Below are 25,681 nucleotides of genomic sequence, written 5' to 3'. Positions count from 1 at the left end.
CCTGTGGGCCGCGTGGCTCACCGGGGATGGGACGCCCCCCGGGCGGCGGAACCGGCCGGGCGCCGGGCGGCGGGCCGGGACGGGGATTCTGGTACGGGTTGGGACTTGGACGTGAACTCTGTGGAGGACGGCCGCCGTGTGGCTCATCGCCGTAGGGGGAAGTCTCGTAGGGCGAATTCACTGACAAGATCTCCATAACTCGTAGCGGTCCAAGTGGCTATCAGCGGTAGTCGTCACCGCGGCGGACGCATGCCGGCTCCGCGAGTCACCCGACGGGCGAATGACCTGGCACTTCATTCGGCGGCGGTGCGCCGGTTCGCGCGTGTCCCGGTGCGGCGGCGTGGCGGCGCAGGCGTGGAACCGAGCACATAGGACTGCACCAGATGATTCCAGCTGCAAGTCCTGCATACCTCGACGACATGGACCGAGAACTCCTCGCGCGTCTCGGCGAGGCGCACGAGTTCCTCGGGTGTGCGAGCCGATCCGGCGACCGGCCCGAGGCCGTCGCCGAAGACCCAGGATACGAGGGTCAGTTGTTCCTTCCGGCAGATGGGGCATGTGACCTCACTCCCCCGACCGTGGAACTTCGCCGCACGTAAGAGGTAGGGATTCGCATCACACACCTCGGCGACATCGACTCGGCCCGCATAGACGTCAGCCAGCAGCGACCGGCGCCGGAGGGCGTAGTCGACAACTTGCCGCTGAATTCGCACGAGAACCAGAGTAGCGGTGTTGGAATCGGGCCGCCCCGGGCTGTGCGGATTGACCGGCTCCGGTGGGCGCCGGATCCGGCGCGTCGCGCCGTTATCCGGATTACGATCCGTCTGTGTCCACCGCAGCATCCGGGCGCACGCGAGCGCGTGACCTCGACCGCGCCACCGCGTCCAGCCTGCTGGATGCCGCCTACGCCGAGGGGCAGCTCGGCGCCGACGAGTACCACGACCGAATCGCGCAGGCCGCGGCGGCGAAAACGCTCGGCGAACTGGCCGCGCTCACCGCCGATCTGCAAACCCCCGCCGCCGCGCGCGGGTTCACCGCGCAGCGCTCGTCGGCCACGCGAAAAGTATTGCGCCGCTCGGCATCCGGAGGAAGTTATCCCGATCACACCCGGGCGCGCGATGCCGATCGCGCCACTACTCGCGACCTGCTCGACTCCGCCCGCGCCGACGGCCAGCTGACCGAAGAGGAGCACGACACCCTCACCGAACTCGCCGCGGAGGCGCGCACCCTCGGCGATCTGAAGGATCTGGTCTCGGACTTGCAGCGGGCCCGCGATGTCGCCCCCCCGCCGCGGCCGCCGCGTTCGCGTCGCCGTCAGTGGTACGTGGGTGCGGTGACCGTGGCCGCGGTGCTGGCCGCCTGCGCCGGATCTCTCGCGGTCACCCGGGAGGCGGAGGCACCGCGACCGGCGGCGCAAGCCCTGCCCGTGCTGGACCAAGGGGCGGTGCAGCCTTTGGTGATCCCCACGCCGAGCCTGCACACCAACGAAGGAATCGCCACATTCCTACGGAATTACCAGCGGAAATTCGGCGACCTTCAAGTCGACGAGCTGTATATGCACGAAAATTACGCCACGCTCGTCCGGGCGGTGCCGGGCCAGCCGAACCGGAAGGTCTCCTACGACTACCGCGGTGGTTTCGCGCAGTCCGGGAAGATCGAGACTCGCAAGGCCGACACGCCCACGGTGGACCTGGGCACGTTGAACGTGGAGGCGATCGGCCGGGCACTCGCCGACGCGGCCACGATCACCCGGGTCCCCGGCGGCGCTGTGTCGCATTTCATGGTGCAAGCGAACGGCAACCGGGGCTCCGCCGAACCAACCGTCACTGTTCATGTGAACAACCCGGCCAGGGAGAACGGCTACTTCACGCTGACCCCGGCGGGCGAGATCCGCCTCGTCCGGCCGTTCGAGGGATAGGCGATGGCGACGACCCGATACAGCGGCATCCGCGCCCGCGACACCGACCGCGCCGATGTCTGCGGCCTGCTCGACGCCGCGCTGGCCGATGGCCAGCTCACCGCGAGCGAGCACGCCGCGCGGACCGCGGAGGCGATGCGAGCCAAATCCTTCGGCGAACTCGACGCGCTGATCGGGGATCTACAGATTCCGGGAGAACTCGCGAACGCCCCGGTGGTCCGCGTCGACCGCAGGCGGCCGCGGCGCTGGCTGGCGCCGGTCTACACCATCGCTGCCGCCCTGGTCGCCGGTGCGATGGTGGGAGCGATCAGTCGTTGCGGCATCGATCTGCCCGGGTCGTCGGAGAAGGTCCCCGATATGACCACCGGTGCAGGCCTGGCCTACTTTCTCGCGGAGTACCGGACCGAATTCGGCGACCTGATCGCCGACGAGGTCACGCTGTACCCGAAGTACGCCATCGTGGACCGGCAGCAGCCCGGCAACGAAGCCCAGACCGGCGACTACCGCTACGACGGCGACTTCGGCACCTCGCGGACCTCCGAGCGCAGGACGGGGACGCGCACCTTCGACCTCGCCGCCATCGACGTGCCCGCCATCGCCCGGCTGCTGGCCGGCGCGCGGCAGACGGTGCGGTGCCCGGACGGCGAGATCAGCCACGTCGGCTTGGGGTTCGACACACCCGACGCGGCCGATCGCGGTCCCGTGGCGAATATCTACGTGAAGTGCAAGGGCGGCGCGACCGGGTACGCGAAGGTCACCTTCGCGGGCGAGCCGATCACGATCTTCCCCGGCTCTCGCTGAAGCAACGCAACGCCCGTACCTGGTGGCGGTCTGTGCACAGATGTATCGCTCCGATATAGTGGAAAGTCGCATCCATCGGTTAGGTCTGTACAACAGTCAGGGGGTGAAGCCCGGTGCTCGAGCTGGCAATCCTCGGGCTGCTCCTCGAAGCGCCCATGCACGGCTACGAACTGCGCAAGCGGTTGACCGGCCTGCTCGGGGCGTTTCGTGCCTTCTCCTACGGATCCCTTTACCCGACGCTGCGCCGCATGCAGGCCGACGGGTTGATCGCCGAGGAGATCCCCGCGGGCGCGACGACTCGCCGTGCGCGACGGGTCTACCAACTGACTCCGGCCGGGCGGGAGCGGTTCAGCGAGTTGCTCGCCGACACCGGACCGCAGAACTACACCGACGACGGCTTCGGCGTTCATCTGGCCTTCTTCAGCCGCACCCCCGCGGAAGCGCGGATGCGGATCCTGGAGGGCAGGCGGCGTCAGGTCGAGGAGCGCCGAGAGGGGCTCCGGGAGGCGATCAAGAAGGCCAGCGGTTCGCTGGATCGCTACACCCGGCAGCTCCATCAACTCGGACTCGAATCAAGCGAGCGCGAAGTGCGCTGGCTCAACGAGTTGATTGCGGCGGAGCAATCGACGAAGGCGGCACCACAGAAAGAGGGAAATACCGGCCATGAGTGACATCGAGAAGGCTGACAACGCCACAGAGGTTCGCGTCGCCATCGTAGGTGTGGGAAACTGCGCCTCTTCGCTGGTCCAGGGCGTGCAGTACTACCGGGACGCGGACGAGTCCGCGACCGTTCCCGGTCTGATGCACGTGCGGTTCGGGCCCTACCACGTCCGCGACGTCAAGTTCGTCGCCGCGTTCGACGTGGACGCGAAGAAGGTCGGCTTCGACCTGGCCGAGGCCATCTTCGCCAGCGAGAACAACACCATCAAGATCTCCGACGTGCCGCCCAGCGACGTCGTCGTGCAGCGCGGCCCGACCCTCGACGGCATCGGCAAGTACTACGCGGAGACCATCGAGCTGTCCGAGGCCGAGCCGGTCGACGTGGTGCGGGTGCTGAAGGACAACAACGTCGACGTGCTGGTGTCCTACCTGCCGGTGGGTTCGGAGGAAGCCGACAAGTTCTACGCGCAGTGCGCGATCGACGCGGGTGTCGCGTTCGTCAACGCGCTGCCGGTGTTCATCGCCTCCGACCCGGTCTGGGCGGAGAAGTTCACGAAGGCCGGTGTCCCGATCGTCGGTGACGACATCAAGAGCCAGGTCGGCGCGACCATCACCCACCGCGTGATGGCCAAGCTGTTCGAGGACCGCGGCGTGCAGCTCGACCGCACCATGCAGCTCAACGTCGGCGGCAACATGGACTTCAAGAACATGCTCGAGCGTGAGCGCCTGGAGTCGAAGAAGATCTCCAAGACCCAGGCCGTCACCAGCAACCTCAAGAAGGAGCTCGGCGCCAACGACGTGCACATCGGCCCGTCCGATCACGTGGGCTGGCTCGACGACCGCAAGTGGGCCTACGTCCGCCTGGAGGGCCGCGCCTTCGGTGACGTGCCGCTGAACCTGGAGTACAAGCTCGAGGTGTGGGACTCGCCGAACTCCGCAGGCATCATCATCGACGCGGTGCGCGCGGCGAAGATCGCCAAGGACCGCGGCATCGGCGGACCGGTCATCCCGGCCTCGGCCTACCTGATGAAGTCCCCGCCGCAGCAGCTGGCCGACGACATCGCGCGCACCCAGCTGGAAGCCTTCATCATCGGCGCGGAGTAATTCGGCGGACCGACGCAAGCCGGCCGGAGGCAATGCCTCCGGCCGGCTGCGTTGGTACGACGTCCGCGCTAGTCCAGGGAGACGTAGACCTCCACCGACGCCGGGCCGGTGTAGCGCTCCACCTCGGCGGTGTGCGAGCGCGTGATGGTTCCCGCGTTCTCGGCCTTGGCCACCTGCGCCCAGGCGGTGCGCAGCAGGTCGTAGGGCTTGTCGGCGACGACGAATTTGGCGTAGCGGCCCTGCGGGACGATGGTGAGCACATCGCCGGGGTCCAACTCGTCCATCCCGCCGATCTCGTAGCCGAGCACCGCGACGGCGTGATCGTTCTGGCCGATGTAGGCGGCCACCCGCGGCACGGTCTTCTCCCGCGCCAGATACCGGTCCCACGTGAAGTTCACCAGGTCGAGGTCACGTGCGGTCACCTCACGGCCGGCCAGCGGCACGGTCAGGCCGGCGACCATGCTCTGCGGCAAAGTGACGATCTCGAAGTCCACTGTCTGTTCCTACCCGTTGCCCTGATCGTCTGCCAATGCCACGAAGACTTCCACCGTTCGCGCGTCCGGATAGTGTTCCCAGTCGCCGGTATAGGCGCGTAGGAGCCGCCCCGCGGCCTCCGCGTCCCAGACCGCTCGCCAGATGCTCACAATGGTGTCGCCGAGATTGTCGCCGCTGGCGATGAACCGGGCGAAGCGCCCGGCGGGCACCCGGGCGAGCACGTCGCCGGGCTGCAGGTCGGCCAAGCTGTGGCAGCGGTAGCCGACGATATGGGTCAGGTACGAATTGATCTCCGGCGCGTGGTCGACGTACGCCGTGGTGGGCGGTCCGGGCAGCTTGCGGGCCAGGTTGCGCTTCCACGCCTCTTCGACTTTCGCGCGGCGCGGCCCCTCGACCGCGAGCGCGGGGCTGCGAAGCACTGTTCCCGCCACCAGCGTCTCGGGTTGGTCAACGACATTGAAATCCACCGGCGTAGCCCCTATGTCTCGTCTGTCTTCAATTGGCGTCGCTCCCGGTGCCCTCCATGGTGCGCAGGCTACCGCCTCCGGGCCCGCCGCTCGCGCCGCGCTGTCGTCGCTCGAGCGCATATCCTTCCGCATCGTTTCCGCGGTTTCGGCGTCGGCCCGTTCCGACGCACTCGCTGTTCGCTCTCACTCTGGCAAACGATGCTGCCATGTCATGCGTTCCGCCGGGCCACGGAAGGTCACAGCATCATCGCTATCCAGGAACCGGAATGCTCAGGCCCGGGAAAATCTCCACCTCCCTGGGCGGTTGCGGGCTGGACGGGATGATCACGGCGGGTTCGCGCTGCGGTGACTGCTGCGGCGGATTGAGGATGTCGTAGGGGCCGCCCGAGGGAGGCTTGTTCTGATTCGGCCGGTCCGGGGCCTGCGTCCCCGGGAACTGTTCGATGGGCGTGCCGTCGAGCGCGTCGTCCATCACCTGTTTCCAGATGTCGGCTGGTAGGCCGGAGCCGTAGATATCGGCGCCGCGCGCGGTGCGGATCGGCTGGGACTGCTCGGTTCCGATCCATACCGCCGTGGACAGCGACGGGGTGAACCCGATCATCCACGCGTCCTTGTTCAGATCGCTCGTACCGAGTTGCGTGGTACCGGTTTTGGCGGCCGAGGGACGGTTGTTCTTCAGCGCGTGCCCATTGGAGTAGGCCGCGATCGGGAGCATCGCCGCGGTGGTGTTCTCCGCGATCTTGCGGGGGATGCTCTGCTTGCCCTCCGGCAGTTGTTCACCGACCTGCTGGTCCGGGCCGCGATCCAGGAGCACCCGCCCGTCACCGCTCACCACGCGCTGTACGAAATAGGGCCGGTGATAGACGCCCGACGCGCCGATCGTGGCGTAGGCCGAGGCCATGTCGATGGGCCGGACCGAATACTGCCCGAGGACGATCCCGTTCAGCGGTCGCCCGCCGTCCTCGGTGAGGGTCTTGCCCGGCACGCCCGGCAGTTCCTCGGGGATGCCTGCCGCGTGCGCCGCGTCCGCGATCGCCTGCGGGCCGTCGAACATCGACATGGTCAACCGGTAGAAGCTGGTGTTCAGCGAGCGCTTCAGCGCCTCCGCCATGGTGCACTTGCCGCATGATTCGCCGTCCACGTTCGTGATCCGGGTACCGCGGTCGGTCACGGGGGAGCTGTCCAGCACGCGGGAAAGCGGGATGCTCTGCTGCTGCGCGGCGATCGCCGCGAAGACCTTGAACGCCGACCCGGTCTGCAACGGCGCCTGGGCGAAATCGAAGCCGATACCGTCGTAGCCGCCGAAGTACGCGCGCACCGCGCCGGAGCGCGGATCGATCGACACCACCGCGGCGCGCAGTTCCGGTGGCTGCGCACCGAGCCGGTCGCGCACCGCGCCCAGCACCGCCTGCTGCGCCCTGGTGTCGATGGTGGTGGTGATCTGCAACGCGCCCTTGTTCAAGTCGCGCTCACTGATGCCGGAGTCGCGCAGTTCGCGCACCACCTGGTTGCGGATCAGGCCCTCGGGGCCGCGGGTCACATTGTCGTCCGGGATCTGGGTGAGCGGGATGATCGGCGGAAAGACGGTCGCGTCGCGATCGCCCGGCGCCAGCGCGCCCATCTCCACCATTCCGTCGAGCACGTAGCGCCAGCGCGCTTTGAGGTCCGCGAGGTGGGTTTCCGGGTCGAGGATCGATGGCGTCCGGATCAGCGCCGCGACTACCGCGCCCTCCGCGAGGGTCAGCTGGTCGACCTGTTTGTCGAAGTAGACTTTGGCCGCCGCGGCGATGCCGTAGGACCCGCGGCCGTAGTAGATGGTGTTGAGGTACGCGGCGAGGATGTCGTCTTTACTCCACTGCCGCGCCATCTTCGCCGCGATGATCAGTTCGCGCATCTTGCGGGTGACGGTGCGCTCTGAGCCGAGGAACGCGTTCTTGACGTACTGCTGGGTGATCGTGGAGCCGCCACCCGCGTTGTCCTTGCCGAGCAGGTTGTCCCGTGCGGCACGCAGGAAACCGGAAGTCGAATAACCGGGATTGGTGTAGAAATTGCGGTCCTCCGCCGACAGCACCGCGTCGCGTACCGGCCGCGGCACATCGGACAACGGAACTGGCGTCCGGTTTCCGTCCGGCGGAACGATTTTCGCGAGCACGGTGCTGCTGTCGGAGGCGAAGATGGTCGCGATCTGATTCGACTGCACCGCATTCGGATCCGGGATCTCGGCGCTCCAGTACGCCAGGACCGACAGCAGCGCGGGCACCACGCCGAAGAGGATGAACAAGGCCAGCAGCAGGCGACGGATACGTTCGGCTCTGCTGCGCGGCGGCCGATCCGGCTGCGCCGGACGCGGGGTGGGCGGCCGTGATTTCCGGCGGGCCGCCGCGCGTTCGCGACGCTCGCGTGCGTTCCGCTTCGCCGCATCCGGCCGCTGCGTCCAGCCCGCGATCGAGGCATACGGTGCGGCCGGGGGAGCCCCCTTGGCGCCGCGTCCACGTCCTCGCGGTTTGCGGAACGAGCTCACGATCATCTCCTCCCGGAGCGCCGGACGAACTCACCTACACGAACGAACGGAAAAGAGCGTCGAAAGCCAGAGTTTACCGTGTTCCCGCACAAGCGGCTTTCCACTTTCCGTTCGACCGGAACGCCCCGAACTCGACCCCATTCTCCGTCCGCGGAGTCCGGTGGCCGCCGACTTCCGGCAGCATGGTGCTCGCTCGAGGCAACCGAACCCGGGCGACTCCCTGTTGTCGAGCGTGGCGCGACTGCGGATTGTTCGGCAACAGAATCAGCACAACTCCCGGTTCCGAGCGAAGCGAGACCGAGCATGTTCCGTTCGCGGCCCGGCTCGTGTTCGAGCGGCCGCCGCGTCCGCGACGAAGTCGCCAGCGGCGGTCGCTCGAACACGAGCCATAAAGGGGCCGCGAACACGCAGCGACGAAGTCGCTGCCAAAGATTCAGCTCTTCACGCCGCCCGCGGTCAGGCCGGAGATGATGCGGCGCTGGAAGAGCAGGACCATGACGACCAGCGGGATGGTGACGATGGTGCCTGCCGCCATGATCGCCGCGTACGGCTGGACCAGCGGGTTGTTGCCGGAGAAGCGGGCGATCGCGACGGTGACCGGTTCGGTCTTGTCGCTGGAAAGCAAACGCGCGAGCAGGTATTCGTTGACCGCGGCGATGAACGCGAGGATCGCGGTGGTGAACACGGCGGGAGCGGCCAAGGGCAGCATCACCAGGCGGAACGCCTGCAACTTGGTGGCGCCATCGATCCGGGCGGCTTCTTCGAGTTCCCACGGCAGTTCGGCGAAGAAGGACGCGAGGATGTAGACCGTCATCGGCAGCACGAACGAGATGTTCGGGATGATCATCGCCTGGTATTCGCCGATCCAACCGAGGTTGGTGAACAGCTGGAACAGCGGGGTCACCAGCACGACCACCGGGAACATCGAGGCGCTGAGGATCAGGCCGGACACCACGTACTTGCCGTGGAAGGTGAGCCGCGCCAGCGCGTACGCGGCGAGCACGCCGATCACCAGCGCGATCGCCGTCGTGATGGAGCCGATCACGATGCTGTTGACCAGCGCCTTGCCGAAATTGTTGCCGCGGCTGGTGTCGAACGCGTTGCGGAAGTTCTCCAGCGTGACGTGCGTCGGCCACGGAGTGTTGTCGAAGGTGTAGTCGGGGTCGCGGAACGCGGTGACCGCCATCCAGTAGAACGGCGCGAGACCCCAGACCAGCACGATCAGCGCGCCGAGGTACAGGCGTACCGAACCGAGTCGTCGGGTCCACGGAACCGGCCGCGCGGCGGACTTGTCGGTCGCCGGTTTTTGCGCCGTCTGCACGGACATCAGTGCGCCTCCCGCTGTTCTTCCTGGGTGCGAACCGCGTTCGCGCCGAGGATCTTCACCAGCACGAACGCCACGGCGAAGATCAAAAGGAAGGTGATCGTGGACAACGCGGCCGCGCTGTTGGGGCCTTGCCGGACCTGATCGACCACCAGGATCGACACCGTGCGGGTGGACGGGTTGCCCAGCGTCATGATCGCGGGCAGGTCGTACATCCGCAGGGCGTCCATGGTCCGGAACAGCACCGCGACCAGCAGGGCGGGCTTCAGCAGGGGCAGGGTGATCTGGGTGAACCGCTGCCAGGCCGAGGCGCCGTCGACGCGAGCCGCCTCGTATACGTCGGCCGGAATCACTTGCAGTCCGGCCAGCAGCAGCAGCGCCATGAACGGCGTGGTCTTCCAGACGTCGGCCGCGATCACCGCGAACCGGGCGGGCCATGCGTCGGAGGTCCACAGGATGTGCGTGCCGAGCACGCGGTTCACCACGCCGTCGTACTGGAACATGAACTCCCACAACCGCGCGGTGACGGCGGTGGGGATGGCCCACGGAATCAGCACGGCCGCGCGCAGCAGCGCCCTGCCGCGGAAGGTCTTGCCCATCACCATGGCCATGCCGAGGCCGAGCGTCGCTTCCAGCGCGACGGTGACGACCGTGAAGAACAGGGTGACCCCGATGGCCACCCAGAATTGCGAGCCGAGGTTGCCGGTCGGGCAGGCCACCGTCTCGCCGGTGGCGACCTGGCACTGCTGCAGCAGCCAGTGCGTGTAGTTCGCGAACCCGGCGTTGCCGCCCTCGACGAACATGCCGGTCGCCGGGTCGAGGCCGGGGTCCTTCTGGAAGGACATCCACAGCGCCCGGATCACGGGATACCCGATGACGACCGCCAGCGCGATCAGCACGGGCGTGACGAACACCCAGGCTTTCCCGGATCGTCGCAATTCCAGGGCCGTCCTGGCGGCGAAGCCGCGCCCGGCCGGAACGACCTCGTCGTCTTTCGGCACGCTAGTCGCCGTTCCCGAAGGATCCGACACCGTTTCTCTCCTGCGGGTTCGTCGGGTCCGTTGCGCTCAACCGCTCACGATCCGGCGGTTTCGATGCCCTTTTGCATCCCGGTGATCGCGTCGTCGACGGACTTGGTTCCGTTCAACGCAGCATAAGCGTTGTCCTGGATGGCCTTGCTCACCGCGGGATAAAAGGGTGTCACCGGGCGCGGCACCGCGCTGGAGATGGAGTCCTTGAGCGCGGGCAGGTACGGCATCTTCGCGATCAGCGCCGGGTCGTCGTACATGGACGCGCGCACCGAGGGCAGCGCACCCGCGGCGACGATGTGCTGCGCGTCCTCGCTGATCAGGAAGCGCAGGAAGTCCAGCGCGGTGGCCTTGTTCTTGGAGTACGCGCTGATCGCCGCGTTGTAGCCGCCGAGGGTGGAGGCGCCGACGCCGTTCTCTCCGGGCAGCGGGGCCACCGCGAACTTGTCCTTCACGGCGGAGGCCTCGCCACCGACATCACCGAAGGTGGACGGCCACGAACGCAGGAACATCAGCTTGCCCTGCGCGAAGGCGTTGCTGGACTCGGGCTCCTTGAAGGTGATGGCCTCTTTGGGGATGTCACCGTTGTTGTACGCGTCGACCAGGACCTTCAGTCCGGCGCGGGACTGCGCGCTGTTCACCGTGGGGGTCTTGCCGTCGGCGCCGACGAAGCTGCCGCCATAGGCGTTGATCACCTCGGCCGCGTTCACGGTCAGGCCCTCGTAGGGCGCGAACTGGCCCGCGTAGCAACCGATGTTCTGCTGGCGCGCGATGGGGCACTGGGCGAGCAGTTCGTTCCAGGTCTTGGGCGGGTTCGCCACCAGGTCCTTGCGGTAGAACAGCAGGCCGCCGTTGGTGTTGCGGGGCGCGGCGTAGAGCGTGTTGTTGTAGGTGGCGCTGGCGACCGGCGGGGAGAGCAGCGCGCTGGTGTCGATAGTGAAGGAGTCCTTCAGCGGCTGGATCCAGCCCTTGGCGGCGAACTCGGCGGTCCACGGCACGTCCAAGGCGACCACGTCGTAGTTGGACTGCTTGGACCGCATGTGCTCGACCAGGTCGTCGTACTGCTGCGAGGCGTCGTTCGACTGTTCCTTGAACGTCACCGGCTCGTCCGGGTGCGCGGCGTTCCAGCGCTCGATCAGCTGCTTGACCGCGCCGGTCTCGGTGGTGTCCTTGCCCTCGACGTAGGTGATAGGACCGCGACCGGTGAGGTTCTGGCTGGTCGGACTGCCGCCGCTGTCGCTGGAGCAGGCGCTGGTGAACGTCGCGGTCAGCAGCCCGACCGAGGCGACCGCCACCGCGGCTCGCGGCACCAGCGACGAACGTAGGGACGACACCTTCTTCACAGCCATCGCAAACACTCCAGGATCATTCGTGAGCGGCAGCACACCCTGCCGGTGCACAAGGCAAGATACATGGTGTCGATCCGGAGTGCGGGACAGTGGCGGTAAGTCTCTCGCTAGGCTGGGGCGCGATGACTTCGCCGAACGCGGTTCCCGATCGGATGCTCACGCGCATCGGTGGGCTGCTGCGCAAGGCCGAGGCCACCGACAACGAGCACGAGGCCGAAGCGTTTCTCGCTGCGGCTCAGCGCCTGGCCACGAAGTCGTCCATCGACCTCGCGGTGGCGCGGGCGCACATCGCGGGACGCGAGCGCAGGCCCACGCCGGTGCAGCGGGTCATCCCGATCGGTGAGCCGGGCAAGCGCGGGTTGCGGACCTATGTCCAGTTGTTCGTCGCGATCGCGGCGGCGAACGACGTGCGCTGCGATGTCGCCCGTACCTCGACGCAGGTCTACGCGTATGGATTCGACTCCGACATCGATACCTGCGAGGCGCTCTACGCCAGCCTGCTCGTGCAGATGGTGCGCGCGTCCGATCAGTACATCAAGTCGGGCGCCTACAAATCGGCCACCGTCGAGAAGATCGTGGTGGAGAAGCGATGGGGTCGTCCGGTCCGGCGCCGGGTGCAGGCGCCGGTCGCGGGTGTGACAGCACGGCTGAACTTCCAGATGGCGTTCGCCGCGCGGATCGGGCGGCGGCTGACGGAGGTGAAGGCCGAGGTCGAAGCGGAGGTGTTGCCACGGGAAGCCGAGGCCACCGGCACGGCGCTGGCATTGCGCGCCAAAGAGATCGAGCTCACGGACTTCTACGCCAAGACGTCGGAGGCGCGCGGCACCTGGCGCGGGCCGCAGGCGTCGGCGGGGCATTCGGCGGCGGCGCGGGCGGCGGGGGATCGCGCGGGCCGCGCCGCGCGGCTCGGTACCTCGCCCGAACTCCCGGCTGCCCGGCGGAAGTTGAGCTCCCCCGAGGGCGGTTGACCAGCGTGCACGACATCGGGCGTGCGGGCGGGCGTGGCCACGCGCGATCGTCGGAGGCATCGGCGGGTTTCGGCAACCGGCTGGTGCCCGCTGTCGCGCGATCGGCTGAGCGACCATGACGGTGCGCGACAGCCAGCGCGCCAAGGTATACGACGCCGAGCAGTTGGTACGCGGGGTGTTCGATCGCGCCGACGAGCACGGTGCGCGCACCGTCGAACTCTACGGTTCGCAGCTCACCTTGCCGATCGAGCGACGCTTCGCCTCGGTGGAATCCGTGCAGAGCTATGCGGACAAGGTGCTGGCCCTCGATTGGATACGGGCGCGGTGGGACCGGGCCGCCGTGGCGGTGCGCGTCCGCTCGCGGGCCGGGACCACCGCCGCGCATTACGAGGCGGCCGGGAACGTGTTAGCGGTTCCGCTGCACACCGGCGGCACCGCCTGGGCGCTGCGGGAACTGGTGATCCTGCACGAACTGGCGCATCACCTGGAGTCGGCCCCGGCGTCGGTGGCCGCGCACGGTCCGGAGTTCTGTGATCGCTATGTGGAACTGGTCGACGGCGTTATCGGTCCTGAGGCGGCGTTGCTCCTGCGGACGACAATGCTCGGCTGCGGGGTACGGATCGGGTAAGGCCACCGTTCAGCGGAAGACCACTCGGCGGGTGTGTCGCGGTGCTCGAAGGCGCGACGCGCGAAGTGGCAGTGGTTTTCGCGCGGTCATGTGGGCGGGGCCTGCTGGACCAGGGCGCTGACGCGGGCCAGCCGCTCCTGCCACCACGCGGTGCGGTCGGCATCGGGATGGCGATGGCTTTCCATCAGATGCGGGTCCGGCTCGGGTGGGGTGCGCAGGACGGGGAGATAACCGTCCGAGGCGCGCAGCGCGCCAGGCGTCACATCGCCGGTGAGCAGGCTCAAAGTGCCGAGACCACAGGCGAAGTCGAGTTCCGGCAGCGCGCCGGCCAGCGCCAGTTGCGCGGCCAGGCCGACGCTGGTCTCGAGCGCGGAGGAGACCACACACGGCAGTCCCGCGGCCTCCGCCACTTGCAGGGCGCGCCGGACGCCGCCGAGCGGCGTGCATTTGAGGACGGCGATGTCGGCGGCCCCGGCGACCGCGACCCGCAGCGGGTCTTCGGCGCGGCGGATGGATTCGTCGGCGGCGATGCGGACGTCGACGCGGCGTCGCACCGCGGCGAGTTCCTCGATCGTCCGGCAGGGCTGTTCGACATATTCCAAGCCCCCCGCGGCCTTATCGATCCGCTGGATGTGGCGCACGGCGGTGTCGACATCCCAGACCGCGTTCGCGTCGACCCGGATCGCGCCGTTGCGGCCGAGCGCGTCGCGTACCGCCTCCACCCTCGCCAGATCCTCGGCGAGCGAGTCGGGGTGGTCGGCGACCTTCACCTTGGCGGTGCGGCAGCCGGACCGGCCCACGATCGCGTGCGCCTGCTCCGGGGCCACGGCGGGCACGGTGCAATTGATCGGAATGCGATCGCGCACCGGCTCGGGCCAGCCCGTCGTGACCTGTTCCAGTGCGGTGGCCAGCCAGGCGGCGGCCTCGCGGTCGTCGTATTCGGGGAACGGACAGAACTCGCCCCACCCGCGCGGTCCGTGGATCAGCATTCCCTCGCGCACCGTGATGCCACGGAAACGGGTGCGCATCGGAATGGCGTAGACGATGTTCTGCGCTGCGGAGTCGATCATCGCCGCCCAGCTTATTCGGCCGCCGGCGCGGACCGGGGATTGCGCACGCGGACTCGAGTAGTTTCCCGGAGTCGCCCGGACGACCGACGCGGGATCGTTGGCGTCATGATCCAGACCGGTATCCCGCAGCCCTGGCCGCCCTACGGCATGCCGCAGGGGCCCGCACGTCCGCCCGCCGAGCAGCGGGCGGTGCGGACCTGGGACGTCGTGCTCGCCGTCGTGCTGTACTGCGTCGCGGCGGTCCTCGGCCTCGCCGCGGCCTACTTCACCGTCTTCTTCGCCTTCGCCACCGATCCGTGCGGGCCGGACAACTGCCGCACCGACTACCTGGGCTGGGCCTTCGTGGTGTCCTGGGGCGGTACCGCGTTCGCGATCGTCGGCGTGACCGGGATGCTCATTCTGGCCGCGGTGAAGCGCTGGTACATGTGGTACTGGCCGGTGCTGGCGATCGTGCTGATCGTCGCTTCGTTCGGCGGCGGCCTCGCCCTGGCGTCGCAGGTCTACCCGGGAAACTGAACCGCCGAGATGCCGGGTGGCGGTGCGCCGGTCATGCTGAAGGCATGGCGTGGCATTTCCGGCGGCGAACGGCCGATGCGCTGCGCGTCGCGCTGGGCTCGGTGATCGTGCTCGGATTCGGCTGGCTGATGGCGTCTTTCGTCCCGCTCTACGATGTGCTCGCGCGCGACGGCGAGGCCGGGAGTGGAGCGGGGTATCTCCCGTGGGCGCAAGTGATCGCCTGGACAGGCATCGTGGCATCGGTGCTCGCGGCGGTGTTCTCGGCGCTGGAGAGAGTGCGCGACGGCAGGCCGATCGCGTGGACGCCGCTCATCGCGATCCCGTTGATTCTCGAGTCCTGGTTGGTCGGTTTCCTGATCGCGGCAGTACTCGTTTCGTACTGATCGGCCGCGGCCGAACGCCCGCCACCGGCGTGCGTGTTCGCGCGACGAACACGCACCGCCGGCGGCGCGGCTGATTACAACCTTTCGACGATGGTGGCGTTGGCCAAACCGCCCGCCTCACACATGGTTTGCAGGCCGTAGCGGGCGCCGCGGTCCTGCATGGCGTGCACCAGCGTGGTCATCAGGCGCGTGCCGGACGCGCCGAGCGGATGGCCGATGGCGATCGCGCCGCCGTTGACGTTGACCTTCGCCAGGTCCGCGCCGGTGTCGTGCGCCCAGGCCAGCACCACCGGCGAGAAGGCCTCGTTGATCTCGACCAGATCGATGTCCGACAGCTGCAAACCGGCGCGCTGCAACACTTTCCGGGTCGCCGGGATCACCGCGGTGAGCATCAGCAGCGGGTCGTCACCGGCCACCGCGAAGCTGTGCAGCCGGGCGAGCGGTTTCAACCCGAGCTCTTTCGCGCGCTCGCTGGTCATGATGAGCACCGCCGCGCTGCCGTCGCTGACCTGGCTCGCGGACGCCGCCGTGATGGCCCAGCCGATCTGCGGGAAACGGGCGGCCATGGCCGGGTCGTAGTAGGCGGGCCGGAGTGCGCCCAGCGTCTCCAACGTGCTGCCGACCCGGATGCCCTCGTCGGTGGTGAGGCCGTTGATCGGCGCCAGTTCCCGGGCGAACAGGCCGTTCTTCGTGGCGAGCGCGGCCTTGTCGTGACTGGCGAGCGCGAACTCGTCCAGCTGCGTGCGGGTGAGTCCCCACTTCGCCGCGATCAGCTCGGCGCTGATGCCCTGCGACACCAGGCCGTCGGGGTAGCGCTCGGCGAAGCCGACGCCGGAGATATCGTCCGAACCGACCAGATTGGCGCCCATGGGGATTCGCCCCATCGACTCCACGCCCGCGGCGACCACGATGTCGTAGGCGCCCGCGATCACGCCTTGCGCGGCGAAGTGGATCGCCTGCTGGCTGCTGCCGCACTGCCGGTCGACGGTGGTCGCGGGGACGGATTCGGGATATCCGGCGGCCAGCGCTGCGCGCCTGGTCATGTTCGCGCCCTGCTCGCCGAACTGGGTGACGACGCCGCCGATCACGTCGTCGATGAGTGCGGGATCGATGCCGCTGCGGTCCACCACCTCGCGCAGGCTGTGGGCCAGCAGGTCCACCGCGTTGACATTGTGCAGTGCGCCGTTCGGCTTGCCTTTGCCGATCGGGGTGCGTACCGCTTCGACAATCACCGCGTCTCTCATGGTGCTTCCTTCCGGACCGAGAGCCGGGCCGCCATGCCTGGCTCTATCAACACATAGTCAGAGTACCTCTGGCGATAGTTGAGGCAAGTCAGCTTCGGTATGATGTTCGTCATGGCAGCAGTGATGGAAGGACCGTTGGCCGATCTCAGCGCGTGGAAGGCCGACGAATGCTCGATCGCGAAGGCGATGGACCTCATCGGCACCCGCTCGGCGGTGCTCATCCTGCGCGAGGCGTACTACGGGACGCGGCGGTTCGACGGGTTCGCCAGCCGGGTCGGCATCACCGACGCGGCGGCCGCCGCCCAGTTGCGCAAGCTCACCGAGGCGGGCTTGCTGGCGAAACGGCCGTATCGAGAGGAAGGCAAGCGCACCCGGCACGAATACGTGCTCACCCGGATGGGCCGGGATCTGCTGCCCGCCGTGCTGGCGCTCATGCAGTGGGGGGACGCCTACTTACAACCGGGACCGGCCCCGCTGCTCCTGGTCGAGGAGGCCACCGGCGATCCGGTGCGGGTACAGGTGCGCAGCGAATCCGGCCGCGAGATCGAACTCGAGGAACTGGGCGTGCGGCTCAACGACGAATACGCCCGGCGGCGGCGCGAACGCCGTCGATCGGACGCGACGGACTGACCGCGCCGGGCCCGCTCCCGGCGACCGTATTCCGCGGCGCGCCTGGATCGCTGCCCGCCTGACGCGGGCTGCCGGTCCTATTGGGCGCAGCGCTCGGTCGGACCTTCTGGGCGCAGTGCTCAGTTGAGCCTGCGCCCGTCGATGTCGAAAAAGTAGATGTGCTCGGCATCGGTGGCCAGCCGCAGGCGGGTGCCCTTCGCGGGCGGGTTGCGCCAATCCGCGCGCGCCACAATGGTTTCCCCGGCGCCGTCGGTCGCGCCCTCGGCGCTGGTGCGGCCGTAGATGTAGGCGTCGGAGCCGAGTTCCTCCACCACGTCCACTTCCATCTCGATGCCGGAGCCGTCGCCCAGCTCGAAGTGCTCCGGCCGGATGCCGACGGTCACGGTGGCCCCGGCAGCGTCCGCCACCGAGCGCGGCAACGCGAGCGTGTGCCCGCCCAGTTGGACCCGGCCGTCGGCGACCGGAAGCGTGAACAGGTTCATGGCCGGTGAACCCATGAATCCCGCGACGAACACGTTGGCCGGATCGCGGTAGAGGTCGCGCGGCGTGGCGCACTGTTGCAGCAGGCCGTCCTTCAGCACGGCGACCCGGTCGCCCATGGTCATCGCCTCGACCTGGTCGTGCGTGACGTACACCGTGGTGGTGGCGAGCCTGCGCTGCAACTGCGCGATCTGGGTGCGGGTCTGCACCCGCAGCTTTGCGTCCAGGTTGGACAGCGGCTCGTCCATCAGGAATACCTGCGGCTGGCGCACGATCGCGCGGCCCATCGCGACCCGCTGGCGCTGGCCGCCGGACAGCGCTTTCGGCTTGCGATCCAGGAAGGGCTCCAGGTCCAGCAGCTTGGCCGCCTCCAGCACCCGCTTCTGCTTCTCCGCCTTGGCGACCTTGGCCAGTTTCAGCGCGAAGCCCATGTTCTCGGCCACGGTCATGTGCGGGTAGAGCGCGTAGTTCTGGAACACCATGGCGATATCGCGTTCCTTCGGCTCGGCGTGCGTCACGTCGTTGTCGCCGATCAGGATGCGGCCGCCGTTGACGTCCTCCAGCCCGGCGAGCATGCGCAGCGAGGTCGACTTCCCGCAGCCGGAGGGGCCGACCAGGACCAAGAACTCACCGTCCTCGATCTCCAGATTCAGCCGATCCACCGCTGGTGTGGTGGACCCGGGGTAGAGCCGCGTCGCGTTGTCGAAGGTCACCGTGGCCATGACGAATTCACATCCCATCCCGGCAGGAACGTGCCGGACGATCCGAGTAAGGGTGCGGCGATCCTATCGGGCCGGTCGGCGATGAGCCATGTCAGCGTGTGCGTGCCTCGAAGAACGCGCGCGGAACGTCGACGAGCATCGCGCCGATCTGCTCCTTGGTGACGCCGCGATCGAGCACGTAGGGGAAGACGTCCTCGAACAGGTGGGTGTAGTGCCACTGCGGCAGGGCGGCCATGGCGGCCGGCTCGATCCAGTCGAGGTAACAGCTGGCGTCCTGGGACAGCACCATCCGGTCGGTGTAGCCGCGGCGCACCATTTCGATCAGCGTGTCCGCGCGGGCTTCGAAGGTGGTGTCGAGGTTGATGCCGAAGCGGTCCATGCCGAGGACGAAGCCGGAGTCGGCCAGGTAGGCGAGGTGATCGCAGTCGGTGGTGTCGCCGCTGTGGCCGAGCACGATGCGGCGGGGGTCGACGCCTTCCTCGTCGCACATCACGCGCTTCACGTCCAGCCCGCTGCGTGACTCGGGATGGGTGTGCACCGTGATCGGGACGCCGGTCGCGAGATGGGCCCGGGCGACCGCGCGCATCACCCGCTCCACACCCGGGGTGAGACCTTGCCGGTCGATCGCGCACTTGAGCATGCCCGCCTTCACCCCGGTGCCCGCGATGCCGTCGCGGATGTCGCCGATGAACATGTCGACCATCGGGTCGGGGACCTGCGCGCCGACGATGTCGTTCAACGCGGGCCCGCGGTAGTGGAAGAAGAACGGGAGATCGCCGTAGGTGTAGATACCGGTGGCGACCACCAGGTTCAGCGGCACTTGCTCGGCGATCCGCTGGATGCGCGGGATGTAGCGGCCCAGCCCGACCACCGTGGGATCGACGATCGTGCGCACACCGGCGTCGTAGGCGACTCGCAGCCTGCGCACCGCGTCGGCGATGCGTTCGTCCTCGGAGCCCCATTCGGCCGGATAGTTCTGCTGCATGTCCCCGGTGAGCACGAAGACGTGCTCGTGCATCAATGTCACTCCGATATCGGCGGTATCGATCGTCCCGCACACCGTTTCCAGCGTTGACATGGCGGTTTCTCCTCAGCTCAGCTGCGCATCCGGGGGAATGCTACGAACCGGGATGTGAGACGGGCCATATTCGCCGACACCGAAACTTCGTACAACTTTCGTGCGGTGCGCACATAGAGCGGCCGGCTCAGAGCGCCGGGTTCGGTCGCAGCACCGCCGGTCCGAGCCAGCGCGCGGCCTGCAACGCCAGGTGCAGGTGCAGCGTGCGGTCGGGATCGTCGAAGACGTGGCCGATCAGCTCGACGGCCTGCCCCACCCGGTACTGGACGGTGTTGCGATGGACCGCCAACTCCTGTGCGGCCGCGGCGTAACTGCGGTTGTTGGCGAGGAAGACGCGCAGCGTTTCGCGCAGCCAGAGATTGCGCTGGTTGTCGGTGGCGAGCTCACCGAGGCAGTCGGCCACGTATCGGCGAAGTTCCTCGATGTCACCACTCAGCAGGGCGATGGCCGCCACCTGTTCGTGCGACACCGCCCGGGGCGCGCCGTCTCCGGCGAGCAGCACGAGTTCGCGTACCCGGTCGGCTCGGCGCAGGCTGCGACGGAATCCCTCGACTCCGCCGCCGCGCCCCCCGATCGCCACCCGCACCGGCAACGACAGGGCCGACAGCGCGCGCTGGATGGCGTCGATATCGATCGTCAGGTCGCGGGAGACGGAGAACCACATCCGGATCTCGCGTTCGTCGGTCGGCACCAGCAACGCCCGCCGCGGGTTGCCCAACAGCGGCACCAGCGCCGCGCGAACGGCGTCGAGGACGTCCATCGCGGCCCGCGCCGAGAGCTGCGGCTCGGTCCAGGCGTTCACCGCGACGTGGTGGCCGGTCAGGGGATAGCGCAGCACTTGTTCGGCTCGGCCGATGTCGTCTGCCGAGCCGTCCAGTACCCGGGCCACCCACTCCTGACGCAGGCCGCCGCGGCTGCCCACCCACCGGTCGCGTTCCTGTTCGTAGGCGACGCCGACGTGCTCGCACACCCGGTCGATGTACACGGCGGTGCGATTGACGATCCGGATGATGGCCGCCGCACTGTCCGGACCGCCCAGTTCCACGGCGTAGCGCATCGCGACATCGAGGAACCCGGCATGTCCCACCCGGTAGGCGCGGATCAGCGCGGACAGCGGGACGTCGCGCTGGGCGAGCGTGCGCGCGTACACGAGCGCCCGCGCCGGGGCGTGCACCTCGTGCTCGGCGGCGTCGTTCTGCACGAAGTCCAGCACCGACATCAGGTTGTCGGTGGTGCCCGCTTCGAACAGGCCGCGCAGCCTGGTGTCCGAGTCGAGCGCCGCGACCTGCGCGCGCATGGACGCCGACAGCTCGGCGATCAACCGGTCACGATCACGCAGGATCGTCGAGACGACCGAGCGGACCACATCGTCGTCGCCGTCGGTCACACCCGGCACCTCCTCCGCCCGCTCGCCATCGCGTCCCCAACCTAGCTCGCGCCGGGCGTGTCGGCGCGCGCCGTGGACCGGTGGCTGCCTGCGGGACGGCGACCGCGCCGGTAGCCTCGGGCGGGGGCCTGCCGAGCGACGAGGAGAGTGCCATGAGTCGTCCAGTTCGTATCGGAGTGCAGCTACAGCCGCAGCACGCGCCGGAGTACCGACTCATCCGCGATGCCGTGTTGCGCTGCGAGGACGCGGGTGTCGACATCGTGTTCAACTGGGACCACTTCTATCCCCTCACCGGCGATCCCGACGGCGCGCACTTCGAGTGCTGGACGATGCTGGGCGCGTTCGCCGAGCAGACCGAGCGGGTGGAGATCGGCGCGCTGGTCACCGGCGGCGGCTACCGCAATCCGGACCTGCTGGCCGATATGGCGCGCACCGTCGACCACATCAGCGGTGGCCGGCTCATTCTCGGCCTCGGCGCGGGCTGGTTCCAGAAGGACTACGACGAGTACGGCTACGAGTTCGGCACCCCGGGCAGCAGGCTGGAGCTGCTGAAGGAGACCCTGGCCCGGATCAGCGCCCGGCTGCCGAAACTGAATCCGCGCCCGACCCGCGACCTGCCGATCCTGATCGGCGGCGGTGGCGAGAAGAAGACCTTGCGGCTGGTCGCGCAGTACGCCGACATGTGGCACACCTTCGCCGACCTGGACGTGCTCGCACCCAAGAACAAGGTGCTCGCCGAGCATTGCGCCGCCGTCGGCACCGACCAGGCGCGCATCGAGCGCTCGGTGCAGTGGCCGGGGCTGGAGAAGGCGGCCGCCTTCGTCGACGCGGGCGTGACGACCTTCACCATCGGGGTCAGCGGCCCGGACTACGATCTGGGCGCGGTCGCCGCCGCCGTCCGATGGCGTGACGAGGTCAATCCGGAACCGGTCAGCGGCCTGGCCTGAGGACGGATTGCCTGCCGGCTGTCGGGTCGCCGCGCGGCGTTCGGATCAGCGTGATCGAAATCTCGGCGGCTACCCCGGCATCGGCTTCCCATGCCGGCGACCCTGGGGTAGCTGTGGAATAGCAGATTTTCGCGGCTAGGGTTGTCCGTCATGGCTGTTGTGCCCGCTGTGCGGTCTCGTGCGTTGATCGCCGTGTTATTGCTTGCCGTCGGTCTCAGTGCGACGGCGTGCGGTTCCGGCTCCGACGACGCGGCCACGGAGCGCAATCTCTGCGCGCCGCCCGGCGTGGCCGCGGCCTCCGCCGCGCCGACCAACCTGGCCTCCTCGGCCGCCGCGGGCAGTGACCGCTACACCACCGCGAACACCGTGCCGCTGAACTCCATCGACGTCTCGAAGCTCGGTTTGATCACGCCCGGCAAGCTCAGCGTGGGCACGCTCTCGGACGCACCGCCGAGCATCTGCGTCGACCGGCAGGGCACGTTCACCGGCTTCGACAACGAACTGTTGAAGGCGATCGGCGCCAAGCTCGGCCTCCAGGTGGAGTTCTCCGGCACCGAGTTCGCCGGGTTGCTCGCCCAGGTGTCCGGCGGCCGTTTCGACGTGGGCTCGTCCAACATCACCACCACCGACGCGCGCCGCCGGCTGGTCGGCTTCACCAACGGCTACGACTTCGGCTACTTCTCCCTGGTGGCGCCGAACGGCGGTGCCATCAAAGGGTTTTCCGACCTGAACCGGAGCACTCGGATCGCCGTGGTGCAGGGCACCGTGCAGGACGAGTTCGTGGTGAACCAGCTGCACCTGGACCCGGTGAAGTTCCCCGACTACAACACCGCCTACGCCAACCTGAAATCCGGCCAGGTGGACGCATGGGTCGCTCCGTCCGCGCAAGCGGAGGGCGCGATCGCGCCGGGTGATGGAATATCGGTCTCGCAGAACACCTTCAGCCTGGACAACTTCGTCGGGTACGCGGTCGCCAAGAACAACCAGCCGCTGATCGACGCGCTCAACAGCGGCTTGGACGCCGTGATCGCGGACGGCACCTATGCCGAGCTCTACACCGACTGGGTGCCCAGGCAGCTGCCCCCCGGTTGGAAGCCCGGCTCCAAAGCCGCGCCCGCGCCGCAGCTGCCGGACTTCGCCGCGTTGGCCGCGGGTAAGCAAACGAATGAGACGCAGCAGAGCACGCCGAAATCCACCGTGCAGCAGTTGAAGGACACGTTCTTCGACTGGTCGCTGTACCGCAAGGCCTTCCCCGACCTGCTCGAGACGGGTCTGCCCAATACCCTGATCCTCGCGGTGGTCTCGGGTGCGCTCGGCACTGTCCTCGGCATGCTGCTCGCGGTCGCCGGGATCTCGCGGACCCGCTGGCTGCGCTGGCCCGCCCGGGTGTACACCGACATCTTCCGTGGTCTGCCCGCCGTGGTGATCATCCTGCTGATCGGGCTCGGCGTCGGCCCGGTGGCGCGCAACCTCACCGGCAACAACCCCTACTGGCTCGGCGCCGTCGCGCTGGCGTTGCTCGCCTCGGCCTACATCGGCGAGATCTTCCGCTCCGGTATCCAGTCGGTCGAGGCCGGGCAGCTGGAGGCGGCCCGCGCGATCGGGTTCGGCTACCGCCAAGCGATGACGCTGGTGGTGATCCCGCAAGGCGTGCGCCGGGTGCTGCCCGCGCTGATGAACCAGTTCATCGCCCTGATCAAGGACTCGTCGCTGATCTACTTCCTCGGCCTGCTCGCCACTCAACGCGAGTTGTTCGCGGTCGGCCGCGACCTCAACGCGCAGACCGGGAACCTCTCGCCGCTGGTGGCCGCGGGCCTGGTCTATCTGATCCTCACCATCCCGCTCACCCACCTGGTCAACTACATCGACCGCCGGATGCGGACCGGCAGGCCCGACCGGCCGATCGACCAAGTCGAGGCGGCCACGATCACGGAAGGGCGCGGATAGATGAGTGCCTCCCTCACCGGTACCGGACTGCATCTGACGCTCGGGCACAACCATGTGCTGCGCGGGATCGACATCCACGTGGACGCGGGTAAGACCGCCACCGTCATCGGGCCGTCCGGGTCGGGCAAGTCGACGCTGCTGCGGGTGCTGAACCGGCTCTACGAGCCGGATCAGGGCGACGTGCTGCTGGACGGCAAGTCCGTGCTCACCGAGAACCCCGATCGCTTGCGCCAGCGCATCGGCATGGTGTTCCAGCAGTTCAACCTCTTCCCGCACAAGACGGTCGCGGAGAACGTCGCGCTCGGGCCGCGCAAGCTGCGCGGCCTGTCCAAGGACCAGGCGCGGGCGCTGGCCATCGAACAGCTGGAGATCGTCGGCCTCGCCGACAAGGCCGATACCCGCCCCGCCAACCTGTCCGGCGGGCAACAGCAGCGCGTCGCCATCGCGCGGGCGCTGGCGATGCGACCGGAACTCATGTTCTTCGACGAGGCCACCTCGGCGCTGGACCCCGAACTGGTGAAGGGCGTGCTCGCCCTGATGGCCGACCTCGCCTCCGGCGGCATGTCGATGGTCGTGGTGACCCACGAGATGGGCTTCGCCCGCAGCGTGTCCGACACCGTGGTGTTCATGGACCAAGGGCAGGTCGTGGAGACCGGCACGCCCGACGCCTTGTTCGACGACGCGCAGACGCCGCGATTGCAGAGATTCCTCGCGCAGGTGCTCTGAGTCGGCACGCCGTGCCAGCACACGCGAGGCAATCTCTATTGATGCGCACCTGCTAATGTATTGGTCATCACGATTCCAGCTATCCGTGCCAGGAAAGAGGGAAATTCGATGACCACAGCACACGCGCAGCACACCGGCCACGACCATGTGCACGGCCCGGACTGCGGGCACACCGCGTTCCAGCACGGCGATCACATCGACTACGCCCACGATGGTCATCTGCATCGCGAACACCAGGGGCACTACGACGAATGCGAGCGGTCCGGGCACACCGAGTGTGGCGATCATCCGCATCAGCACGGTCCCAACTGCGGCCACGAGGCCGTCCAGCACGGGGACCACGTCGACTACGTGCACGACGGCCACCGCCACGCCGTCCACGACGGTCACTTCGACGAGCACTGACCGCGTCGGTGCCCGGTTCTAGAGTCGGGCAGGTGATCGAAGAACTCGAGATTCGCACCGCAGCGGGAACCTTCGACGTACTGGCCGCCGGCTCTCCCGGCGACCGGGAGGTGCTGCTGCTGCACGGATTTCCGCAGGGCGCGCGCGAGTGGGAGTTCCAGCTCGGGGTGCTGGGCGGAGGCGGGTGCCACGCCGTAGCACCCGACCAGCGCGGATATTCGCCGGGTGTGCGGCCGGAGCGAGCCGCCGAATACCGGCTCGAGGAGTTGGTCGGCGACGTGGTGGCCATCGCCGACGCGCTGGGCTGGGAGCGCTTCGACCTGATCGGGCACGACTGCGGCGCGCTGGTCGGGTGGGCGGTGGCGGCGGAGCTGCCGCAGCGGGTTCGCACGTTCGGCGCGGTGTCGCAGCCGCATCCCGCCGCGCTCCAGCAGGCGATGGCCGAGGACGAGGACCAAGCGCAGCGATCGCACCACCTGATCACGCTGCGACAGCCGCGCACCGCGGAGCGGACCTTGCTCGCCGACGACTGCGCCGCACTGCGCCGGATCTTCGAGTGGAAGATCCCGGAGGAACGTGTGGAGGAGTACGTGCGCAGGCTGGCGCAGCCGGGCGCGCTCACCGCAGCGCTGAACTGGTATCGCGCCATGGATTCGGCGGGTCCGATCGGCCCTGCGAGCGTGCCCACCCTGTACGTGTGGGGCACCGAGGACGCCACCATCGGGTCCACGGCGGCGCTGGCCACCCGGAAATACGTCTCCGGGCCGTACCGATTCGAGATGCTCGAGGATGTCTCGCACTGGATTCCGGAGGAGGCGCCCGAGGCGCTGACCCGGCTGCTGATCCAGCACCTGCTCGCCCATCGCGCCTGAATGCGTTGGCG

26 protein-coding genes are annotated in these 25,681 nt (G+C 68.3%); 14 read left to right on the top strand and 12 right to left on the bottom strand.

Annotated elements, in window-relative coordinates:
* Nucleotides 1-293 precede the first annotated feature (293 nt).
* Nucleotides 294-713 carry a DUF5318 domain-containing protein gene (locus NG1_RS28330; RefSeq protein WP_040871200.1) on the bottom strand — a complete coding sequence of 140 codons (420 nt, stop codon included), beginning with the start codon at nt 711-713 and terminating at the stop codon, nt 294-296.
* A gap of 113 nt (nt 714-826) precedes the next feature.
* On the opposite strand from NG1_RS28330, the gene NG1_RS28325 reads away from it, so the two are divergent.
* The 4 genes from NG1_RS28325 to NG1_RS28310 all read left to right on the top strand — a co-directional run bounded on the left by NG1_RS28325 (nt 827) and on the right by NG1_RS28310 (nt 4,483).
* Entirely contained in the window at nt 827-1,918 is a 1,092-nt protein-coding gene (locus NG1_RS28325) for a DUF1707 SHOCT-like domain-containing protein (protein ID WP_245660093.1), read from the top strand.
* Between the two features lie 3 nt (nt 1,919-1,921).
* Nucleotides 1,922-2,719: a DUF1707 SHOCT-like domain-containing protein gene (locus NG1_RS28320; protein ID WP_062975812.1), complete on the top strand. Its 798-nt coding sequence runs from the start codon at nt 1,922-1,924 to the stop codon at nt 2,717-2,719.
* 113 nt (nt 2,720-2,832) lie between these two features.
* The gene (locus tag NG1_RS28315) at nt 2,833-3,390 is read left to right on the top strand and encodes a PadR family transcriptional regulator (protein WP_040871180.1); all 558 of its coding nucleotides are present in this window, start codon (nt 2,833-2,835) and stop codon (nt 3,388-3,390) included.
* Entirely contained in the window at nt 3,383-4,483 is a 1,101-nt protein-coding gene (locus NG1_RS28310; RefSeq protein WP_040871179.1) for an inositol-3-phosphate synthase, read from the top strand. Before NG1_RS28315 ends, NG1_RS28310 begins: the two co-directional genes overlap by 8 nt.
* 68 nt (nt 4,484-4,551) lie before the next feature.
* Here NG1_RS28310 and NG1_RS28305 read toward each other — a convergent pair whose 3' ends face one another.
* The 6 genes from NG1_RS28305 to NG1_RS28280 form a co-directional block, all read right to left on the bottom strand.
* On the bottom strand, nt 4,552-4,977 hold the full coding sequence (locus tag NG1_RS28305) for a GyrI-like domain-containing protein (RefSeq protein WP_040871177.1): 426 nt from the start codon (nt 4,975-4,977) through the stop codon (nt 4,552-4,554).
* Between the two features lie 9 nt (nt 4,978-4,986).
* On the bottom strand, nt 4,987-5,445 hold the full coding sequence (locus NG1_RS28300; RefSeq protein WP_040871176.1) for a GyrI-like domain-containing protein: 459 nt from the start codon (nt 5,443-5,445) through the stop codon (nt 4,987-4,989).
* A 250-nt stretch (nt 5,446-5,695) separates the two neighbouring features.
* A complete protein-coding gene (locus NG1_RS28295; RefSeq protein WP_062975810.1) occupies nt 5,696-7,972 on the bottom strand; it encodes a transglycosylase domain-containing protein in 2,277 nt (758 codons plus the stop codon).
* A gap of 427 nt (nt 7,973-8,399) precedes the next feature.
* On the bottom strand, nt 8,400-9,293 hold the full coding sequence (locus tag NG1_RS28290; RefSeq protein ID WP_174315517.1) for a carbohydrate ABC transporter permease: 894 nt from the start codon (nt 9,291-9,293) through the stop codon (nt 8,400-8,402).
* Nucleotides 9,293-10,321 (bottom strand): carbohydrate ABC transporter permease, encoded by a 1,029-nt coding sequence (locus NG1_RS28285; protein WP_083864128.1) that lies wholly within the window; start codon nt 10,319-10,321, stop codon nt 9,293-9,295. The genes NG1_RS28290 and NG1_RS28285 overlap by 1 nt, the downstream gene beginning before the upstream one ends.
* A 44-nt stretch (nt 10,322-10,365) precedes the next feature.
* Complete coding sequence (locus tag NG1_RS28280; RefSeq protein WP_062975824.1) at nt 10,366-11,667, bottom strand: ABC transporter substrate-binding protein; 1,302 nt, start codon at nt 11,665-11,667, stop codon at nt 10,366-10,368.
* Between the two features lie 122 nt (nt 11,668-11,789).
* On the opposite strand from NG1_RS28280, the gene NG1_RS28275 reads away from it, so the two are divergent.
* Together NG1_RS28275 and NG1_RS28270 are read left to right on the top strand one after the other, a co-directional pair.
* Nucleotides 11,790-12,635: a DUF2786 domain-containing protein gene (locus NG1_RS28275; protein WP_245660092.1), complete on the top strand. Its 846-nt coding sequence runs from the start codon at nt 11,790-11,792 to the stop codon at nt 12,633-12,635.
* Nucleotides 12,636-12,750: 115 nt separating this feature from the next.
* Nucleotides 12,751-13,263, top strand: a complete 513-nt coding sequence (locus tag NG1_RS28270; protein ID WP_062975808.1) for a TIGR04338 family metallohydrolase — start codon at nt 12,751-12,753, stop codon at nt 13,261-13,263.
* Between the two features lie 86 nt (nt 13,264-13,349).
* On the opposite strand, the gene NG1_RS28265 is transcribed toward NG1_RS28270, so the two are convergent.
* Nucleotides 13,350-14,333: an o-succinylbenzoate synthase gene (locus NG1_RS28265; protein ID WP_062975806.1), complete on the bottom strand. Its 984-nt coding sequence runs from the start codon at nt 14,331-14,333 to the stop codon at nt 13,350-13,352.
* A 105-nt stretch (nt 14,334-14,438) separates the two neighbouring features.
* On the opposite strand from NG1_RS28265, the gene NG1_RS28260 reads away from it, so the two are divergent.
* Together NG1_RS28260 and NG1_RS28255 are read left to right on the top strand one after the other, a co-directional pair.
* Nucleotides 14,439-14,849, top strand: a complete 411-nt coding sequence (locus tag NG1_RS28260) for a hypothetical protein (protein ID WP_062975804.1) — start codon at nt 14,439-14,441, stop codon at nt 14,847-14,849.
* 44 nt (nt 14,850-14,893) lie between these two features.
* Entirely contained in the window at nt 14,894-15,232 is a 339-nt protein-coding gene (locus tag NG1_RS28255) for a hypothetical protein (RefSeq protein ID WP_062975802.1), read from the top strand.
* A gap of 74 nt (nt 15,233-15,306) precedes the next feature.
* Here NG1_RS28255 and NG1_RS28250 read toward each other — a convergent pair whose 3' ends face one another.
* Nucleotides 15,307-16,476: a thiolase family protein gene (locus tag NG1_RS28250; protein ID WP_062975800.1), complete on the bottom strand. Its 1,170-nt coding sequence runs from the start codon at nt 16,474-16,476 to the stop codon at nt 15,307-15,309.
* A 99-nt stretch (nt 16,477-16,575) separates the two neighbouring features.
* Here NG1_RS28250 and NG1_RS28245 point away from each other — a divergent pair, with 99 nt between their 5' ends.
* On the top strand, nt 16,576-17,106 hold the full coding sequence (locus tag NG1_RS28245) for a winged helix-turn-helix transcriptional regulator (protein ID WP_174315516.1): 531 nt from the start codon (nt 16,576-16,578) through the stop codon (nt 17,104-17,106).
* Between the two features lie 119 nt (nt 17,107-17,225).
* Here NG1_RS28245 and NG1_RS28240 read toward each other — a convergent pair whose 3' ends face one another.
* From NG1_RS28240 to NG1_RS28230, 3 genes are all read right to left on the bottom strand, one after another.
* Complete coding sequence (locus NG1_RS28240) at nt 17,226-18,308, bottom strand: ABC transporter ATP-binding protein (RefSeq protein ID WP_062975818.1); 1,083 nt, start codon at nt 18,306-18,308, stop codon at nt 17,226-17,228.
* 91 nt (nt 18,309-18,399) lie between these two features.
* Nucleotides 18,400-19,386 carry a phosphotriesterase family protein gene (locus tag NG1_RS28235; protein WP_062975798.1) on the bottom strand — a complete coding sequence of 329 codons (987 nt, stop codon included), beginning with the start codon at nt 19,384-19,386 and terminating at the stop codon, nt 18,400-18,402.
* Nucleotides 19,387-19,513: 127 nt separating this feature from the next.
* On the bottom strand, nt 19,514-20,773 hold the full coding sequence (locus tag NG1_RS28230) for a PucR family transcriptional regulator (RefSeq protein ID WP_063910461.1): 1,260 nt from the start codon (nt 20,771-20,773) through the stop codon (nt 19,514-19,516).
* A gap of 152 nt (nt 20,774-20,925) precedes the next feature.
* On the opposite strand from NG1_RS28230, the gene NG1_RS28225 reads away from it, so the two are divergent.
* The 5 genes from NG1_RS28225 (at nt 20,926) to NG1_RS28205 (ending at nt 25,670) form a co-directional block, all read left to right on the top strand.
* On the top strand, nt 20,926-21,720 hold the full coding sequence (locus NG1_RS28225) for an LLM class F420-dependent oxidoreductase (RefSeq protein ID WP_062975794.1): 795 nt from the start codon (nt 20,926-20,928) through the stop codon (nt 21,718-21,720).
* Between the two features lie 150 nt (nt 21,721-21,870).
* Complete coding sequence (locus tag NG1_RS28220; protein WP_062975792.1) at nt 21,871-23,667, top strand: ABC transporter substrate-binding protein/permease; 1,797 nt, start codon at nt 21,871-21,873, stop codon at nt 23,665-23,667.
* Nucleotides 23,668-24,393: an amino acid ABC transporter ATP-binding protein gene (locus tag NG1_RS28215; protein WP_062975790.1), complete on the top strand. Its 726-nt coding sequence runs from the start codon at nt 23,668-23,670 to the stop codon at nt 24,391-24,393.
* 108 nt (nt 24,394-24,501) lie between these two features.
* Nucleotides 24,502-24,798 carry a hypothetical protein gene (locus NG1_RS28210; protein WP_040871160.1) on the top strand — a complete coding sequence of 99 codons (297 nt, stop codon included), beginning with the start codon at nt 24,502-24,504 and terminating at the stop codon, nt 24,796-24,798.
* A gap of 32 nt (nt 24,799-24,830) precedes the next feature.
* The gene (locus tag NG1_RS28205; protein ID WP_062975788.1) at nt 24,831-25,670 is read left to right on the top strand and encodes an alpha/beta fold hydrolase; all 840 of its coding nucleotides are present in this window, start codon (nt 24,831-24,833) and stop codon (nt 25,668-25,670) included.
* Nucleotides 25,671-25,681: the final 11 nt, after the last annotated feature.

Source organism: Nocardia gamkensis NBRC 108242 (assembly GCF_001612985.1).
GTDB classification, from domain to species: Bacteria; Actinomycetota; Actinomycetes; order Mycobacteriales; family Mycobacteriaceae; genus Nocardia; species Nocardia gamkensis.
This window is presented reverse-complemented; position numbering and strand designations above follow the sequence as displayed.

Coding starts and splice junctions, on each gene's coding strand:
- NG1_RS28320 (WP_062975812.1), top strand. CDS start 1,922: ATGGCGACGACCCGATACAGCGGCATCCGCGCCCGCGACACCGACCGC.
- NG1_RS28290 (WP_174315517.1), bottom strand. CDS start 9,293: ATGTCCGTGCAGACGGCGCAAAAACCGGCGACCGACAAGTCCGCCGCG.
- NG1_RS28250 (WP_062975800.1), bottom strand. CDS start 16,476: ATGAGAGACGCGGTGATTGTCGAAGCGGTACGCACCCCGATCGGCAAA.
- NG1_RS28240 (WP_062975818.1), bottom strand. CDS start 18,308: ATGGCCACGGTGACCTTCGACAACGCGACGCGGCTCTACCCCGGGTCC.
- NG1_RS28255 (WP_062975802.1), top strand. CDS start 14,894: ATGGCGTGGCATTTCCGGCGGCGAACGGCCGATGCGCTGCGCGTCGCG.
- NG1_RS28220 (WP_062975792.1), top strand. CDS start 21,871: ATGGCTGTTGTGCCCGCTGTGCGGTCTCGTGCGTTGATCGCCGTGTTA.
- NG1_RS28260 (WP_062975804.1), top strand. CDS start 14,439: ATGATCCAGACCGGTATCCCGCAGCCCTGGCCGCCCTACGGCATGCCG.
- NG1_RS28210 (WP_040871160.1), top strand. CDS start 24,502: ATGACCACAGCACACGCGCAGCACACCGGCCACGACCATGTGCACGGC.
- NG1_RS28310 (WP_040871179.1), top strand. CDS start 3,383: ATGAGTGACATCGAGAAGGCTGACAACGCCACAGAGGTTCGCGTCGCC.
- NG1_RS28295 (WP_062975810.1), bottom strand. CDS start 7,972: ATGATCGTGAGCTCGTTCCGCAAACCGCGAGGACGTGGACGCGGCGCC.
- NG1_RS28235 (WP_062975798.1), bottom strand. CDS start 19,386: ATGTCAACGCTGGAAACGGTGTGCGGGACGATCGATACCGCCGATATC.
- NG1_RS28265 (WP_062975806.1), bottom strand. CDS start 14,333: ATGATCGACTCCGCAGCGCAGAACATCGTCTACGCCATTCCGATGCGC.
- NG1_RS28245 (WP_174315516.1), top strand. CDS start 16,576: ATGATGTTCGTCATGGCAGCAGTGATGGAAGGACCGTTGGCCGATCTC.
- NG1_RS28280 (WP_062975824.1), bottom strand. CDS start 11,667: ATGGCTGTGAAGAAGGTGTCGTCCCTACGTTCGTCGCTGGTGCCGCGA.
- NG1_RS28215 (WP_062975790.1), top strand. CDS start 23,668: ATGAGTGCCTCCCTCACCGGTACCGGACTGCATCTGACGCTCGGGCAC.
- NG1_RS28225 (WP_062975794.1), top strand. CDS start 20,926: ATGAGTCGTCCAGTTCGTATCGGAGTGCAGCTACAGCCGCAGCACGCG.
- NG1_RS28270 (WP_062975808.1), top strand. CDS start 12,751: ATGACGGTGCGCGACAGCCAGCGCGCCAAGGTATACGACGCCGAGCAG.
- NG1_RS28275 (WP_245660092.1), top strand. CDS start 11,790: ATGACTTCGCCGAACGCGGTTCCCGATCGGATGCTCACGCGCATCGGT.